Source organism: Streptomyces sp. SudanB25_2051, from assembly GCF_964272635.1.
Taxonomy (GTDB): Bacteria; Actinomycetota; Actinomycetes; order Streptomycetales; family Streptomycetaceae; genus Streptomyces.
In genome coordinates, this window is record NZ_OZ186787.1 from 2,667,473 (window position 1) to 2,683,302 (window position 15,830).

The 15,830-nt window shown below is 75.3% G+C and carries 10 protein-coding genes; 1 reads left to right on the forward strand and 9 read right to left on the reverse strand.

From position 1 onward, the window contains the following. The first annotated feature begins 121 nt into the window (after positions 1–121). The gene (locus ACSUPT_RS11790) at positions 122–1,126 is read left to right on the forward strand and encodes a trypsin-like serine peptidase (protein ID WP_436944220.1); all 1,005 of its coding nucleotides are present in this window, start codon (positions 122–124) and stop codon (positions 1,124–1,126) included. A 120-nt stretch (positions 1,127–1,246) separates the two neighbouring features. Here the strand turns inward: ACSUPT_RS11790 and ACSUPT_RS11795 are convergent, their stop codons facing one another. The 9 genes from ACSUPT_RS11795 to ACSUPT_RS11835 form a co-directional block, all read right to left on the reverse strand. After that, on the reverse strand, positions 1,247–2,548 hold the full coding sequence (locus ACSUPT_RS11795; protein ID WP_436944221.1) for an AMP-binding protein: 1,302 nt from the start codon (positions 2,546–2,548) through the stop codon (positions 1,247–1,249). An 83-nt stretch (positions 2,549–2,631) separates the two neighbouring features. Continuing rightward, complete coding sequence (leuA, locus tag ACSUPT_RS11800; RefSeq protein WP_436944222.1) at positions 2,632–4,359, reverse strand: 2-isopropylmalate synthase; 1,728 nt, start codon at positions 4,357–4,359, stop codon at positions 2,632–2,634. A gap of 202 nt (positions 4,360–4,561) precedes the next feature. Continuing rightward, positions 4,562–6,004 (reverse strand): DHA2 family efflux MFS transporter permease subunit, encoded by a 1,443-nt coding sequence (locus tag ACSUPT_RS11805; RefSeq protein ID WP_436944223.1) that lies wholly within the window; start codon positions 6,002–6,004, stop codon positions 4,562–4,564. Beyond that, complete coding sequence (locus ACSUPT_RS11810) at positions 6,005–7,267, reverse strand: AMP-binding protein (RefSeq protein WP_361655630.1); 1,263 nt, start codon at positions 7,265–7,267, stop codon at positions 6,005–6,007. Next, complete coding sequence (locus ACSUPT_RS11815) at positions 7,264–8,271, reverse strand: ATP-grasp domain-containing protein (protein WP_351964367.1); 1,008 nt, start codon at positions 8,269–8,271, stop codon at positions 7,264–7,266. Before ACSUPT_RS11815 ends, ACSUPT_RS11810 begins: the two co-directional genes overlap by 4 nt. Positions 8,272–8,279: 8 nt before the next feature. Beyond that, positions 8,280–9,155 (reverse strand): alpha/beta fold hydrolase, encoded by an 876-nt coding sequence (locus ACSUPT_RS11820; protein ID WP_365725558.1) that lies wholly within the window; start codon positions 9,153–9,155, stop codon positions 8,280–8,282. 29 nt (positions 9,156–9,184) lie between these two features. After that, positions 9,185–10,645: a class I adenylate-forming enzyme family protein gene (locus tag ACSUPT_RS11825; protein WP_404147446.1), complete on the reverse strand. Its 1,461-nt coding sequence runs from the start codon at positions 10,643–10,645 to the stop codon at positions 9,185–9,187. Beyond that, the gene (locus tag ACSUPT_RS11830) at positions 10,642–11,325 is read right to left on the reverse strand and encodes a class I SAM-dependent methyltransferase (protein WP_351964370.1); all 684 of its coding nucleotides are present in this window, start codon (positions 11,323–11,325) and stop codon (positions 10,642–10,644) included. The genes ACSUPT_RS11825 and ACSUPT_RS11830 overlap by 4 nt, the downstream gene beginning before the upstream one ends. A gap of 138 nt (positions 11,326–11,463) precedes the next feature. Next, a complete protein-coding gene (locus ACSUPT_RS11835; protein WP_436944224.1) occupies positions 11,464–15,813 on the reverse strand; it encodes a non-ribosomal peptide synthetase in 4,350 nt (1,449 codons plus the stop codon). Positions 15,814–15,830 lie beyond the last annotated feature (17 nt).

Here is a 15,830-nt window from a genome sequence, read left to right on the forward strand (position 1 = left end):
GCACTCTGCTCCTCGTCTCATCAGGCGAGGCACGCAGCTCGAACCCGTACCGCGATCCCCCCACCGCCCCCTGCCCGGGCGGCCGTCGACGGTCGTCCGGGCGCGGCAGAAGGAGACACGTGTGAAGCGTCATCGCTCGCCCGCGGCCGCTCTGCTCACCACGGCAGCCCTCGTGACCGGCGCCCTGGCCGCCGCCCCGGCCACCGCCGCCCCCGCTCCCGGCCCGGCCCCCGCGGCCGGGGACGCCGTCGCCGCGCGTTCGGTGCCCGCCGCCGAGCAGCGGGGCGCGGCCCGGTTCTGGACGCCGGAGCGGATGCGCGCCGCCACCCCGCTCGACCTGCGCCTCACCCCCGCGCAGCTCGGCAAGCTGAAGGCGCCGAAACCGGACGGGCCGACGAGGACGGTCGCCCCCACGCCCGCCTCCGGTCCCCTCGGCACGCTCGCGTTTCCGCAGGCGGGCGGCGCCTGGACCGGCGGCGGCGCGGTCGTGAAGACCTCCGGGCGCGTCTTCTTCACCTTCGACGGGCGCACGGCGTCCTGCTCCGCCAACGCCGTGACCAGCCAGAACCAGTCCACCGTCCTCACGGCCGGGCACTGCGTGAAGTACCAGGGCAGCTGGCACACCAACTGGGTCTTCGTCCCGGCGTACGCCGACGGGCAGGCGCCGTACGGCCAGTGGACCGCGACCAGGACGCTCACCACGCCGCAGTGGGAGGCGAGCGAGGACATCAACCACGACGTGGGCGCCGCCGTCCTCGCCCCGCTGAACGGCCAGAGGCTGACGGCCGTCACCGGCGCGCAGGGCGTGCAGTTCAACGGCGGGTACAACAAGGCGATGTACGCCTTCGGGTTCCCGGCGGCCTCCCCGTACGACGGGTCCAAGCTGATCTACTGCGCCGGGAACTCCTCCAAGGACTTCCTCTTCTCGCAGGACCACAGCCTGGGCTGCAACATGACCGGCGGCTCCAGCGGCGGCCCGTGGTTCACGGGCTTCAGCGAGGCGTCGGGGACGGGGCTCCAGGTGTCGGTGAACAGCTTCGGCTACACGTTCCTGCCGAACCGCATGTTCGGCCCGTACTTCGGCAACGACGCCCAGGCGCTGTACAGCACGGCCCAGGCGTCCTGAGCGGACACGCGGGCGGCCGGGGCGCGGTCCACGGGCCGCGCCCCGGTCCGCACGTCCATCACCCCGGTCCGGGCTCTGAGCCGCCCCGGCCCGGCGCCCTGAGCCGACCCGGTCCGCGTCTCAGCCCGCGCCCACCGCCTGCCGCGCCGGTGCCGCACCGGCCCGGTGGGCGCCGCCGCGCCCCGTGACCTCCACCCTGCCGTCGGCGCGGCGCAGGCCCAGCCACGACGAGCGCATCGGCTCCGCGCCCCCGTCGCCGGGAGGCAGCAGGCCGGCCCGCAGGCTCTCGTACGGCACCGCCGGGCCCGACGCCACCAGCTCGCCCACCCATCCGGGCGGCAGCGGCGCACCGTCCCCGTCCACGGCCCACACCCGCACGTGCGGCAGCGCCCGGCCGACCCCGACGCCGGACGCGTCCCCGTCGGCCAGCGGCGACAGGTCCCGCGCCGTCCACGGCAGCGCACCGCCCGCCGGGGCGAACTCGGCACGCAGCCGCACCCCGGGCAGGACGTCGAAGTGGTGCGCGACCAGCTCCGGCGGGCACGCCCCGCCCAGCACCACCGTCGCCGCGAGCGGCAGCCCGCCCGGCACGGCCCCGGAGCCCCGCACGTCCCGCGCGCCCACCGCGCTCCGCGCCGCCTCCAGGGCCCGCGGGCCGTTCCCGCCCCGTACGGCCTTCAGGACGCGGGCGTACTCCTCGGGCGAGAACACCCCCACCCGGCCGCCCGCCGCCCCCGCGGGCCCGGCCGCCGGCACGGGCAGGCCGGGGCGCCACGGGACGTACGTGCCGCCGCCCGCGACCGCCCACCACAGCGCCGACAGGGCCGCCGGCGTGCCCGGCCCGCGGGTGGCGGTGAGCGCCTGCCCGGCGGTCCCGGCGGCCCGGACGCGGGTCGACAGGTGGTACTGCCACGCCCGGTGGTCCGTCAGGTAACCGTTCGCCTCGGCGGCCGGGACCAGCAGGTAGGCAGCGTCCACGGGCGCCGAGTGCGGCAGCGACGGCTCCGGCTCCAGCGCGCACACCCGCCGCCACACCTCGGCGTCGTCGAGGTCGACGACCAGCTCGTGGTGGCGCCACAGCGGCAGCGCGAAGCCCCCGCACAGCACCGCCCGCGCCCCCGTCAGCGCCGACACCCGCAGCGCCGCCGGGCCGCGTACGTCCGGCGGTACGGGCACGCACACCCCGCCGGCCTTCAGCACGGCCAGCTGCGCCACGACCGCCTGCCGGTGGTCGGCGCAGTGCACGACGACCGGGTCGCCCAGCTGCAGCCCGTACCGCACCAGCGCCGAGGCGAGGCGCGCGGCCCGCTCCTCGGCCCTCCCGTACGTCAGGACGCGCCTGCCCTCCCGTACGGCGACCGCGTCCGGGTGGCGGCGGGCCGCCGCGGCGAACATCCCGTCCAGCGTCAGCGCACGCACCACCGGACGCCCCGCGCCGGCGGCGCGGCCGCCCGGCCCGTCGGCCCGCCCCGCGCGCGGCGCCCGTGCCGCTCCCCCGTCGCGTGTCACCGCGCGCGGTCGTGGCGGTGGAGCGCCGCGCACAGGGCCCGCAGCGACGCCGTCGGCGCGTCGGGCCCGAAGCCGCAGCCCCAGAAGGCGTCGCGGCCGACGCGGCACCTGACGTACGCCATCGTGCCGGACGTGCCGTCGAGGGTGGCTTCCTGCTCGCCGTGCTCCAGCACGACCGGCTCCACGCCCGTCTCGGCGAGCGCGTCGGCGAACGCGGCCAGCAGGTCGGGGCCGGCTCCGCTCAGCGCCCGCGACTCGCCGTCCACGGCGATCTCCGCCTTCAGCGTGGTCTGCCCCCGCTCCCCCGGCGCGATCCGGTGGCCCAGCAGGGCCAGGCGCGGGCGCTCGGGCAGGTACTCCGCCCGGAACAGGCTCCACAGCTCGTCCGGGGCGACCTCCCGGCCCTCCCCGTCGGTGATCCGCTGCACCAGCGCGGCCACCTCCGTCTGCAGGCCCCTCGGCAGCTTCAGCCCGTACCCGGTGGACAGCAGGTAGTCCACACCGCCCTTCCCCGACTGGCTGTTGACGCGGATGATCGCCTGGTACGAGCGGCCGATGTCCTTCGGGTCGATCGGCAGGTAGGGCACGTCCCACGGGTACGCGTCGCGCGGCACGCCCTTCTCGGCGGCGTCCCGCTCCAGGGCGCGCAGGCCCTTGTTGATGGCGTCCTGGTGGGAGCCGGAGAACGAGGTGTGGACGAGGTCGCCCGCGTACGGGTAGCGCTCGGGCACGCGCATGCCGGTGCAGGTCTCCACGACGTGCCGGACGGCGTCGATGTCGGAGAAGTCGATCTGCGGGTCGACGCCCTGGCTCATCAGGTTCAGCGCGAGGATCGTCAGGCAGACGTTGCCGGTGCGCTCGCCGTTGCCGAAGAGGCAGCCCTCGACGCGGTCGGCGCCCGCGAGGAGGCCCAGTTCGGCGGAGGCGACGCCGGTGCCCCGGTCGTTGTGCGGGTGCAGGGAGAGGCACACGTGCTCCCGGCGGGACAGGTTCCGGCTCATCCACTCGACCTGGTCGGCGAAGACGTTCGGCGTCGAGCACTCCACGGTGGAGGGGAGGTTGAGGATGATCTCGCGGTTCTCCCCGGGCTCCCAGACGTCCATGACGGACTCGCAGATCTGGAGCGCGAAGTCGAGTTCGGTCTGCGAGAACGACTCGGGGCTGTACTGGAAGCCGATCGTGCCCGGATGGGCCTCGGCGAGGTCGCGGCACAGCCGCGCGTGGTCCACGGCGAGCTTCTCCACCTCGGCCCGCTCCATGCCGAAGACGACGCGCCGCTGCGCGGGCGAGGTGGAGTTGTACAGGTGGGCGATGGCCCGCGGGGCGCCGGCCAGCGCGTCGAAGGTGCGTCTGATGAGCGCTTCCCGCGCGGGGACGATGACCTGGATGAGGACGTCGTCGGGTATCTCGTCGTTCTCGATCAGGCTGCGGACGAAGGCGAACTCCGTTTCGCTGGCGGCGGGGAAGCCGACCTCGATCTCCTTGTAGCCCAGCTCGACCAGGAGCCGGAACAGCCGGGTCTTGCGGTCGAGGTCCATGGGGGTGGGCAGGGCCTGGTTGCCGTCGCGCAGGTCGGTCGAGAGCCAGCGCGGCGCCTTGGTGATGCGGCGCGTGGGCCAGGCCCTGTCGGGCAGGTCGACCTCGGGGGCGGGGCGGTAGCGCCCGTACGGCAGCGTGCTCGCCCGCTGCCCGGAGTAGTCCGCGGGGAACGTTTCCTTGCTCATGGGGCGGTGCCTCCTGAAACACGGCTCGATCGGAACAGCGGACGGCGGACGGCGGGCCCTGACGGCCCCGGCGGCGGGCGTCAGGCCGCACCCGGCCGGGCACCGGGGGCCGGACCGGGCCCCGGGCCTGGAGCGACGGCCCCGGACCGGGGCGGGGCGCGGCCGGGATGACCGCGCCCCGCCCCGGCCGCGGGCTACGGCGTCACGGCGCCTCCCGGCGCGGGCCGGCCACCAGGGCGCGCAGCGCCCCCGGCCCGCAGGCGACGGCGCCGACGACGATGGCGGCGATCGGCAGGGCCATGCCCAGCTGGAGGGTGTCGGCGTACTCGGCGGCCGACGCGGCCTCACCGCCCGGCACCCGCCGCTGGACCAGCAGGCCGACCAGGGTCACGGCGGTGACGGGCCCCAGCTGCCGCACGGTGTTCAGCACCCCGGACGCGGCGCCCGCCAGCTGCGGCGGCATCCCGCGCATGGCGACGGCCGCCATGGGCGCGATCAGCAGGCCGTTGCCGAGGCCGATGACGATCATCGGCGGCAGGAACGCCGCCCACGCGGCGCCGACCTCCATGATCGCCGCGGTCCAGACCATGCCCGCGGCGGTCAGGAGCAGCCCGGCCAGCAGGATCGCCTTCGCGTCGAACCGGTCGGTGAGGCGGCCCGCGAAGGGCGCGAGCACCGTCGAGATCACCGCGGGCGGGGCGAGCGCCAGACCCGCGCTCAGGGCGCTGAAGCCCAGCGCGGACTGGAAGAACAGGGTGAGCAGCAGCATCAGCCCGATGATCCCGAACGCCACGGACGCGGCGACCACGATCATCGCCCGGTAGTCGCCGTCCCGGAACAGCGCGAACGGCACCAGCGGTTCGGCGTCCTGGCGGCGGCGCTGCTGCGCGTAGAAGGCGGCGCCGGTCAGTACGGCCGCGCCGAGCAGCGCCAGGATCCACCACGCCCAGTCGAACCGCTCGCCCTCCATGAGCGGGAACGTCAGGCAGAACAGGCCCGCCGAGGCGAGGGCGATCCCGCCCCAGTCGAGCCGGTGCCGCCGGTCGAACCGCAGGTCGGGCACGGCCAGCAGGGTCAGCACGACCGCCGCGACACCGACCGGGACGTTCACGAGGAAGATCCACTCCCAGCCCAGGGCGGTGACCAGCAGTCCGCCCAGGGAGGGGCCGACGACGGCGGCGACACCGCCGACGGCCCCCCAGACGCCCAGGGCGAGACCGCGCCGCTCCGCGGGGAACAGGCTGACGATCATCGCCATGGTCTGGGGCAGCAGGAGCGCGGCGCCCAGGCCCTGGAAGGCCCGCGCGGCGATCAGCTCCCCGGGGTCGCGCGCCAGGCCGCAGGCCAGGCTGAACACCGTGAAGACGACCACGCCGGCGAGGAACAGCCGGCGCGGGCCGTACAGATCGCCGAGCCGTCCGGCGGTGATCAGCAGCACCGCCACCACCAGGACGTAGGCGTTGACCGCCCAGAGGACGTCCGACAGCGACGCGCCTAAGTCGTCGCGGATGTCGGGGATGGCGATGTTGACGATGGACACGTCGAGCATCGTCAGGAAGAAGCCGAGGGCGAGCACGATCAGGCTCGTCCACGGGCTTGCCCGCCATCCGCTCCGGCGGTCGGTCTCCTGCTGCACCGGGGTCACTCAATCCCTCCACACGGCCGGCGGCACCTTGTTGGTGCGCTCCACCCGGCTCAGTCTGCCCACCCGCCGGGCCGTGATCGCGCCCGGGAACCGGTGGTGCACGGCGGCCAGGTGGTAGAACTCGGCGGTGAGGTGGTCCCGTACGGCGTCGGGTTCGGCGTCCCCGGTGTACTCCAGGGTCAGCGCGGTCGCGGCCTTCAGATCGTCGGTGGAGCGGGTGAGGACCAGCTGCGCCTCGTCCACGCCGGGGAACGTCCGCGCGTGCCGCATCACGTCGCCGACGCTGAACAGGGCGCTGCGCAGGCTGACCGAGTCGTCGGCCCTGCCGACCACCCGCAGCGCGTCGGGGCGGCCGCAGCGGCACTCGGCGCGGGCGAGCCGGTCGCCGAGCCGGTAGCGGACGGCGGGCATGGTCCAGCCGGTGCCGCGCCGGGTCAGCAGCGCGCCCTTCTCCTCCAGTTCCAGCACCTGGTCGGGCATCAGATGCACGGTCTGGAGGTCGCAGGCGGGGGTGTTGGTGCCGATGATGTACGTCTCGACGGAGCCGTAGTTGGCCCAGAAGCCCGCCTCGGGGAGGGCCTTCACCACGACGCGGTGCTTGGCCTCCGTCCACGGCTCGGCCATCCAGATGACCGTGGTGACCGGCAGGGTCTCCCCGGCGGCGAGCAGGCCCTCCGCGAAGTCGGCGAGTGCGGTGGGGGTGCCGCACAGGGTGTCCACGCCGACCTCCTTCAGCATCGGCACCCAGTTCGCCACGTCGTCCGGCGCGAACGGTCCGGACGGGATGACCGTGCAGCGGCAGCGCTCCGCGAAGGTCTGCATGTAGTAGTGGGAGGCCCACATGCGGCCCGGGTTGAAGAGGTTCAGCATCACACTGTCGGGTGACAGCGGGCGCCACTGCTCCAGGAGCCGGTCCACCGCCTGGTGGTAGGGCACATAGGTGAGCTTGGGGCGGCCGGTGGTGCCGCCGCTGGACATCAGGACGGCTCCGGGGCCCGCGGCGGCCGTCCTGGTGACGGCCAGGATCTCGTCCGGGCCGGTCACGGGCAGGTCGGTGAGGCGGGACGCGCCGGGCGGCACGGGCGCGCCGCCGCGGTCCTCCAGGGCGCGGGCCTGCGCGAGGACGTCCTCCCAGGGCAGGTGGCCGATCGTCTCGACCGCGCCGCCGCCGGGCTGGGCGGGGATGGTGCCCGAGGATCCCGCCGCGGCCCCGGTGCCGGCCGCCCCGGTGCCCGCCGTCTCGGTTCCGGTCGTGGCGGTCATGCGGCGTCGCCCCCCTTCCGCTCGGCCATCCACCGGGCGTGCGCCGCGATGTACGCCCGGAAGCGGCCCTCGATGACGGGCCTCTGGATGGCCGCGACCTCCTCCGTCGGCGCGTAGCCGCAGGCCCCGTCCGGCTCCACCTCGGAGAGCCAGAACTGCTTGCCGTCCCACAGGAAGTCGGCCGCGAAGTACGGCATGTCGAGCTGCCGTGCGATGTAGTCGATGGCGCCCTTCAGCTCGTCGGGCACCGGCGGGTACTCCAGGCGGCCGCCGTTGACGAGGTTCGCCGTCAGGGACGCGCCCTGCGGGATGCGCCGCAGGACCGTGTGCGGGGCGCCGTCGATGACGTACACGCGCCAGTCCTCGACGCCCTCGCCCAGGTACGGCTGGACGACCAGGGCCGTGTCGGCGCCGCCCGCGAGGCCGATGACGCCGCGCAGTTCGTGCTCGTTGCGCACCAGGCACACGCCGATGCCCATGCCCCAGTAGGCCGGCTTCACCAGCAGCGGGTACTCCAGGTTGGCGAGCGCCGGCTCGTAGTGGCGGCTGATCGCGTCGCGCCCGGTGCCGATCCGGACGGTCGGCACGCGCCGCACGGGGCTGTCCTTCAGGTACAGCATCGTGGCGAGCTTGTCGGTGGTGATGTACGACATGCGCGGGTGGATCGGGAGGTAGAAGCCGGCCTGCTCGACGATCGAGTACGCGAACAGCTGGTTGCACACCTCGTTCACCTGGTGCGGCAGCGACCACAGGGACGTGACGAGGATGGTGTCCTCGGGGGTGATCCGCTCGCCGTCCAGGAAGACCCGCGGCTCGCCCTCGTCCAGCATCTCGGCGGCGAGCGCCTCGGACTTGTGGATGGACATCCGCAGCCCGCAGTCGGCGGCGATCTTCGTGTACGTGGTCCAGATGGCGTCGGCCTCGGCGGCGCGCTGGCGCACGGTGCCCCGGTCCGGGTAGATCCAGCACAGCCGCTGCGCCAACTGCTCGGTGGATGTGGACATGGAGGTCGTCACCTTCCGTTCGTGTCGTGCGGGGCGGGCGTCGAGCCGTTCGGGGCGGCTGCCGTGCCGGGGCCGGCGGGGGCCGTGTCCGGCCCGGCGGGCGCCAGGAAGCCGCGGACGGCCGCGCAGAAGCGGTCCGGCTCCTCCAGGAAGGGGAGGTGCCCGGAGTCCTCGAAGACTTCCAGCCGGGAGCCGGGGACCGCCTTGGCGAGCCAGGTCCCCACCTCCGGCGGGTAGACGCCGCTGCGGGCGCCGTGGACGAGCAGGGTGGGGACGCCCAGCGAGCCGACCCGCTCCCGCCAGTCCTGCCGCAGGACGTCGGCGAGCAGTCCCGTGAGCGCGGCCGGCGCCGTGCGGCGGGCCTTGCGCACCAGGGCGGCGGCGAGCTCCGGGTCGGGCTCGGAGCCGGTCGCGAAGGAGCCGCGCACCAGGTTCTCGGCGAAGCCGGCGGGGTCCTGCCGCACCTGTTCCAGCAGGTCCTTCGCGGCGGCCGCGTCGAGGCTGCCGAACGCCGCGTACTCCCAGCCGCCGTCGGCCAGCAACCACGGCGTCTGCTCGCAGGAGACCAGCGCGCGCACCCCGCCGGTCCCGTACTCCTCCAGGTACGTCCAGGCGACCGTGGCGCCCAGCGACCAGCCGACGAGGGCGATGTCGGTCAGGCCCAGGCTCTCCACGACCGCGCGCAGCCCGGCCGCCGCGTCGCGGAGGGTCGGTTCGGCGCCGTCCCCGAGGGCGGTCGCGCCGTGGCCGGGCAGGTCCACCGCGACGACCGTGTGGTCGCGGCCGAGGTCGGCCGCCACCGGGGCGAAGAAGTCGCGGGTGGCGCCCAGTCCGGGCACGAGGACGACCGCGGGGCCCGAGCCGCGCCGTTCGTACGTCAGCACTGCTGTCTCACCGTCCTGTCCACCGGTTCTCACCGCTTCCCGGCCAGGCCGAGGCGGGTCCGCAGGCGCGGCTTGTCCACCTTGCCGACGGGGGTGCGCGGAATGGCGTCCACGAGGTGCGCCGCCCCGTCCAGGCCGTGGCCCGCGAGGAGCGCCTCGACCTGCTTGACCACGTCCTGCGCCGCCGCGTCGGGCGCGGGGCACACGGCCACGGCGACCCGGCCGGTGAAGCCGCCCGGGTCGAGGGGCAGCGCCACGGCGGCCGTGCCCGGGCAGGCGTCGGCGATCTCGGCGTCCAGGACGGGCGCGAGGAGCGGCCCGGCCGGGGTGGCGAGGACCTCGGTGACCCGCCCGATGATCCGGAACGCGCCGCCGGGCAGCCGCTCGGCCACGTCGCCGGTCCAGAACTCGCCGTCCCGGAAGGTCCGCGCGTTCGCCTCGTCCGCGAAGAGGTAGCCCTCGCTGGTGCAGTCGGAGCGCAGCACCAGCTCGCCCGTGCCGGGCGCGCGGTCCGACAGCGGCGCGACGCGGGCGCCCACCCCTTCGACGGGGACCATGGCGCCGCTCGTCTGCACCTCGTCGGCCATGTTGCCGAGCGCGATGCCGAACTCGGTGGAGCCGTAGATCTGCCGGATGCGGACGCCCAACACCTCGGCGGCGTCGCGGACGACGGCCGGCGGCAGATAGGCGCCGCCGCACAGCGGCCTGCGCAGGTCCGGCAGTCCGCCGCCGTCCCCGGCGCGCACGGCGGCCTCGACGAGGTCCGCGTAGTGGCCGGGCAGGGCGCTCATCACGGTCGCCCGTTCGGCGCGCAGCCGCTCCAGATGGGCCTCGGCGGGCGCCGCCGGGTCGGCCAGCACGAGCCGCGCCCCGCTGAGCAGCGCCGCGAACACGTGCAGGTCGGTGGCGTGCGCGACGTCGAGCGGGTGGCGGCAGTAGTACGTGTCGGCGTCGGTCATGCCGGTGTCGGCGAGCCAGCGGCGCCGCTCGGTGACGAACCGGTCCTGCCGCCACACCATCATCTTCGGGAAGCCCGTCGACCCGGACGTCCACAGCTGCCGGAACAGCCCCGCGTACGGCTCCGGGGGCACCGGCGCGGGCGGCGCCGGGGCCTCCAGCGCCTCGGGCGCGACCTCCGGCACGGCCCCGGCGGCGTGGTGCGGGCGGGCCGCGACGAGCAGCACGGGCCGGGCCTGGTCGAGGGCGCGGGCGGTCTCCTCGGGCGTGAAGTCGCCCATGAGCGGCACGTACCGGGCGCCGAGGGACGCCAGGGCGAGGATCAGGGCGATGTAGCGGGCGCTGTTCGGCAGGGCGAACGCGACGGTGTCGCCCTCCCGCACGCCCCGCGCGTGGAGCCCCGCCGCCAGCCGCTCCACCCGCGCGACGAGGTCGCCGTAGGCGACGTCGGTGCCGTCCACGTCGCGGATGGCGGTCTTGCCGGGGTGGCGGGCGGCCACGTCGGCGACCGCCCGGGTCAGGACGCCGCTCATGCGGCCTTCCAGGCGGCGTAGGTGCCGTAGCGCCAGTCCTTCGCGAGGATGTCGACCTGGCTGAAGCCGACCTTGCGCAGCCACTCCAGCTGCATCTCGGTCGTGGCGCAGATGTCGAGCTTCATCCGCTCGCGGCCGGCGGCCCACTCGTCGGGCGGGCACTCGGAGCGCTGGACGTGCGCCTCGTGCTGCGCGTCGTACATCGCCTCGATGCGGGCGTTGGGCCCGGCGAGCTGCTCGACGTTGACGAAGACGCCGTCGGGGGTGAGCACCTCGTGGATGCGCCGGAAGAGGTCCTCCTTCTCGGCGTGCGTGAGGTGGTGGATGGCGAGGCCGGAGACGACCGCGTCGAAGGGGCCCTGCGGCAGCGGGTCCTTCATGTCGGCGACCTCGATGGTCACCCGCGGGTTGCCGGCGAACCGCTCGCGGGCCTTGGCCAGCATCGCGTCGGAGTGGTCCACGAGGACCAGCTCGGCCTCGGGGAGCCGCTCCAGGATGGCGCCGCCGAGCAGGCCCGTGCCGGCGCCCAGGTCGAGGACGCGGGCCCGGCTCGGAACGGTCTCGACGACCGCGTACACGCCGGTCGAGTAGATCAGGTCGAAGGAGGGGATGAGTTTGCGGCGCATCGAGTCGAACGTGCCGGAGTTCCAGATCTCGTTCTTGCCCGCGGTGCTCGTCATGTGCGTGGCCTCTTTCGTCTCGTCGGCTGAGCAGGTCGGAACGTCGTCGGTCTGTCCTGGGTGGGGGCGCCCGGCCGGGCCGGCTCCGGGCGCGGCCGGGGTGGCGCCGCGCCGTCGGCCGGGTGGCCGGGGCGCCGTTCAGCACCAGAGGGTCGAGTCGAGGTACGACTCGTCCACCGGGCGGCCGGGGAGGCGGCCCGCGATGAGGGCGGCGAGGCCGGGCGCGGCCTCGGGCGCCATGACGGAGTAGTGGTCGCCGTCCAGCCACTGCGGCGGCGCCGCCCCCGTGAGGCGCTCCTCCAGCGGGACGAGCGCGGGGAAGGCCCCCCGGTCGGTGCCCCGGGCGCGCAGCAGCCGCAGCCGGGGGTGGGCCGGAGCCGGTTCGTGCGCCTCCAGGAGGGTGGAGTGCGCGGCGTACACGGTGAACAGGCGGACCAGGTCGTCGTCGTGGAGCGGCCCGGCGAGCAGTCCGGCCCCCAGCAGGGCGTCCTGGACGGCGCGCAGCGCGGCGGCGAGGTCCGCCGGGTCGCCGGGTGCCGCCGCGGGCACGTCGCCGGGGATGCGGCCGGTGACGTCGGCGCCCTGCGCCAGGTCGGCGAAGAAGCCGGCGAGCCGCTGCCGGAAGGTGGGCGCCGGGGCGCCGGGGTCGCCGGTGAAGGAGTCGAGCGCCGTCACGGAGGCGACCGTCCGGCCCCGCTCCTCCAGCCGGGCGGCCAGGTCGACGCTGACCGTGCCGCCCATGGACCAGCCGGCGAGGTGCAGTTCACCGGCGGGTACGGCCTCCAGCACGGCGTCGGCGTACGCCGCGACGAGGGCGTCCATGTCGGGTGCGGGCCGCTCCCCCGCGAGGAGGCCCGTGGCGCGCAGCCCGTACACGGCGGCGCGGGCGGCCGCGGGGTGCGCGGCCAGTTCGCGGACCAGCCGGTCGTAGCAGAGGACGTCGCCGCCGACGGGGTGGACGAGCACCAGGTGCCGGGCTGCGCCCGTGATGCCGGGGGCGCCGTCCCTGATGCGGACGAGCGGCGATGCGGACTGGCGCTCGTCGTCGTCGCGGCCGAGCTGCGCGGCCTGTTCGGCGACGGTCCTGCCGCGCATCAGGGCGGCGAGCGGCAGGGTGCGGCCGAACGCGGCCTTGATGCGGTGGAACAGCCGCACGGCGAGCAGGGAGTTGCCGCCCAGGGCGAAGAAGTCGTCGGTGACGCCCCGCACTTCGGGCCCGAGGAGCTCCCGCCACAGTCCGAGCAGGGTCGCCTCCTCGGGGGTGCGGGGGGCGACGCCCGCTGCGGTGCGGCCGGGGGCGTCCGGCACCGCGGCCCCGGCGAGCCGGGCGAGCAGCGCCTTGCGGTCGACCTTGCCGTTGGAGCTGAGCGGCACGGCGTCCACGACCTGGAGGACCGGCGGGACCATGTACGGGGGGAGCTCCGCGGCCAGGTGGGCCCGCAGGGCCTCCGGGTCGGGGCCGGTGGCGGGGGCGGGCGTCCCGCCGGAGGCCGGGCCGGCGTCGGCGTCGGCGCCCGCGCCGGCGGCCGGGGTGACGAAGGCCGCCAGGTACGGCTCCTCGCGGCTGCCCGCGACGAGCGCGACGGCGTGCTCCACCTCGGGGCGGGCGGCGAGCCGGGCCTCGATCTCGCCCAGTTCGATGCGGTGTCCGCCGACCTTGACCTGGGCGTCCTCGCGGCCGAGGAACTCCAGGATGCCGCCGGGCCGGTAGCGGGCCCGGTCGCCGGTGCGGTAGAGCCGCTCGCCGGTGACGGGGTGGGTGAGGAACGACGCCTCGGTGAGGGCGGGCGCGCGGTGGTAGCCGTCGGCCACCCCGGCGCCGCCGATGTACAGGTCGCCGGGGACCCACACGGGCGCGTCGGCGAGCCGCTCGTCGAGGACGTGCATCGTCTGGTTGGCGAGCGGATAGCCGTACGGGACGCTGGACCAGCCCTCGGGCTGCTCGTCGGCCCAGAAGTGGTTGGACCAGATGGACGCCTCGGTGGCGCCGCCCATGGCGATGACGCGGGCGTCCGGGCAGACGCGGGCGATCCGGTCGAGCAGCGGCAGCGGGATCCAGTCGCCGCTGAGCATGATGAGCCGCAGCGAGCGGAACGTTTCAGCGGCCCGGTCCCCGAAGTACTCCAGGGTGACCTGGAGCAGCGCGGGCACCGAGTTCCAGACGGTGACGCCGTGGCGGCGGCACAGCTCGCCCCAGGTCTCGGGGTCGGGTACCCCGCTGTCGGGCGGGACGACGACGGTGCCGCCCGCGCCGAGGGTGCCGAAGATGTCGAAGACCGACAGGTCGAAGGCGAGCGACGACACGGCCAGGACCCGGTCGGCGGGCCCGAGGGCGAACCGCCGGTCGAGGTCCCGCAGGGTGTTGGCGGCGGCCCCGTGGGAGATGACGACGCCCTTGGGGGTGCCGGTGGAGCCGGAGGTGTAGATGACGTACGCGGTGCGGCCGCGGTCGCCGCCGAGCCCGTCGGGCGCCGCCTCCGGCGCGTCCTTCGCGGCCCGCGGATCGTCGGCGCCGGGTACGGGGACGACGGGCAGGTCCGGGAGGTCGCGGAGTTCGGCGAGGCCGTCGGGGCCCGTGCCCGCGGGGGCGACGACGGCGGCCGCGCCGCTCTGCCGCAGGACCTGCGCGACGCGGGACGCCGGCCAGCCGGGCGCGGTCGGCAGGTAGGCGGCGCCGGCCCGCAGGACGCCGAGGACGGCGACGGTCTGCTGCCACGACTTGGGTACGCGCACGGCGACGAGGTCGGTCCGCGCCGGGTCGGCGCCGATCCCCGCGGCGCGCAGCCGCGCGGCCAGCGCACCGGAGAGCCGGTCCAGTTCGGCGTGGCTGAGGGAGCGCTCGGCGTCGATGACGGCGGTGGCGTCCGGGGCGCGGCGCAACCGCTCCATGGCGGCCTCGTGCAGTTCGCCCTCGAGTCCGGCCTCGGCGGTGTCGTTGGCCCGCCTGCGGTCGCGCACCTGGTCCTCGGGGAGCGGGTCGGGGCCGCCGCGCGTCCACTCGGCGGGGTCGGCGGCCAGCCGCTGGAGGCGCTCGTGGTGGTAGGCGGCGAGGTCGTCCACGAGGCCGGGCGGGAACGCGGACGCGTCGTGGTCGAAGTTGCAGACCAGGTCGCCCGACTGCTCGTAGACCTGGTGGTCGAGGAGCACCTCGGGGGTGCTGATCGCGCTGTGGACGAGCGTCGCGCCGGGCAGCTTGAGGCGGAAGCCGTCCTCGATGCCGTCGACCAGGCCGAGTCCGCTGCTGAAGACGTACGGGACGGGGTTGCCGGTGGTGCCGCGCCGCTGGTTGAGCATGCGGCCGACCTCGACGCCGGAGACCTCGCCCGCCTCCATGGCGGTGTACAGCCGGTCCTGGAACGCCCTGCAGCGCTCGACGAACGTGCCGTCGCCCGCCTCGAAGCCGACGAGCACGGTGGTGGCGCCGCTGCCCCACACCCGGTCGGCGCCGGCGGGTCCCGCGGCGCGCTCGGAGGCGAGGACGGTGACGGTGCCGGGGCGTCCGCCGGACCAGCGCAGCAGGGTCTCGACGTACAGGCCGGCGAGTGCGGCGCCCGCGGAGAGCCCGGCCTCGGCGGCGTGGTGGCGGAACCGCTTCCACGCGTCGGGGCCCAGGCGGTGCGCGGTGCGTCGCAGGGGCCCGCCGGTGCCTTCGCGGTGCTCGGCGGCGCCGGGGGCGCGGGGCAGGTCGGCGGCGGGCGGCAGGGTGTCGAGCCGGTCCTCCCAGGCGCGGAGGGCGGCCTCGCGGGCGGCGGCTGCGGCGCGGTCGCGCTGCTTCAGGACGTAGTCGCGGAAGGTGAGCGTCTCGGGCTCGGGGCGGTGGGCCGGGTCGGCGTAGCAGCGGGCCAGTTCGGCGAAGAAGAGCTGGATGGTGACGCCGTCGAAGGCGGTCAGCCGGAGGGCCGTCTGAAGGCGGGCCGTGCCGTCCGGGAGGAGGACGAGGCGTAACAGGAAGGGGCGTCCCGCGTCATGCGGGGGAATGTCGTCGGTGAGGGATTCGCGAAGCCGGGAGAGTTCTTCACCAGCTTTCTCCCCGGGTAATCCGGAGAGGTCCCGCAGCTCCAGGATTTCGGCTTTCCCGAATTCCTCCGCCGATTCCGGGACGGGGTCCACGGACTGCATTCCGTCGGGTGTGATCCGGAGTCTCATGGCGGATCTGGCGCGCCGGATTCTGCGGAGCGCGTCATCGAGTCTGCCGTAATCCGGGACAGCGCCGGACGGAAAGGCGTATTCGTGGATGTAGAGGGCGGGGGCGGCCTGCCGGCCGACGCCCTGCTCGCCGACGAAGTACGCCTGCTGGAGGTCGGTGAGGGGGAAGGCCCCGCCGCTCACCGCCTCGTCGGATGCGCGCACCAGCTCTCCGGCACCGTCGGCGTCGCCCTGGAGCAGGGCGGTCAGCTCGTCGATGCATGCCTGGATGACCGCTCTCGATCTGCGGTCGAGTCTGCCTTCCAGAGAGGACGCGAACGTCTTCTCCCCCCGCGGAGCCAAGGACACAATACTCCCCT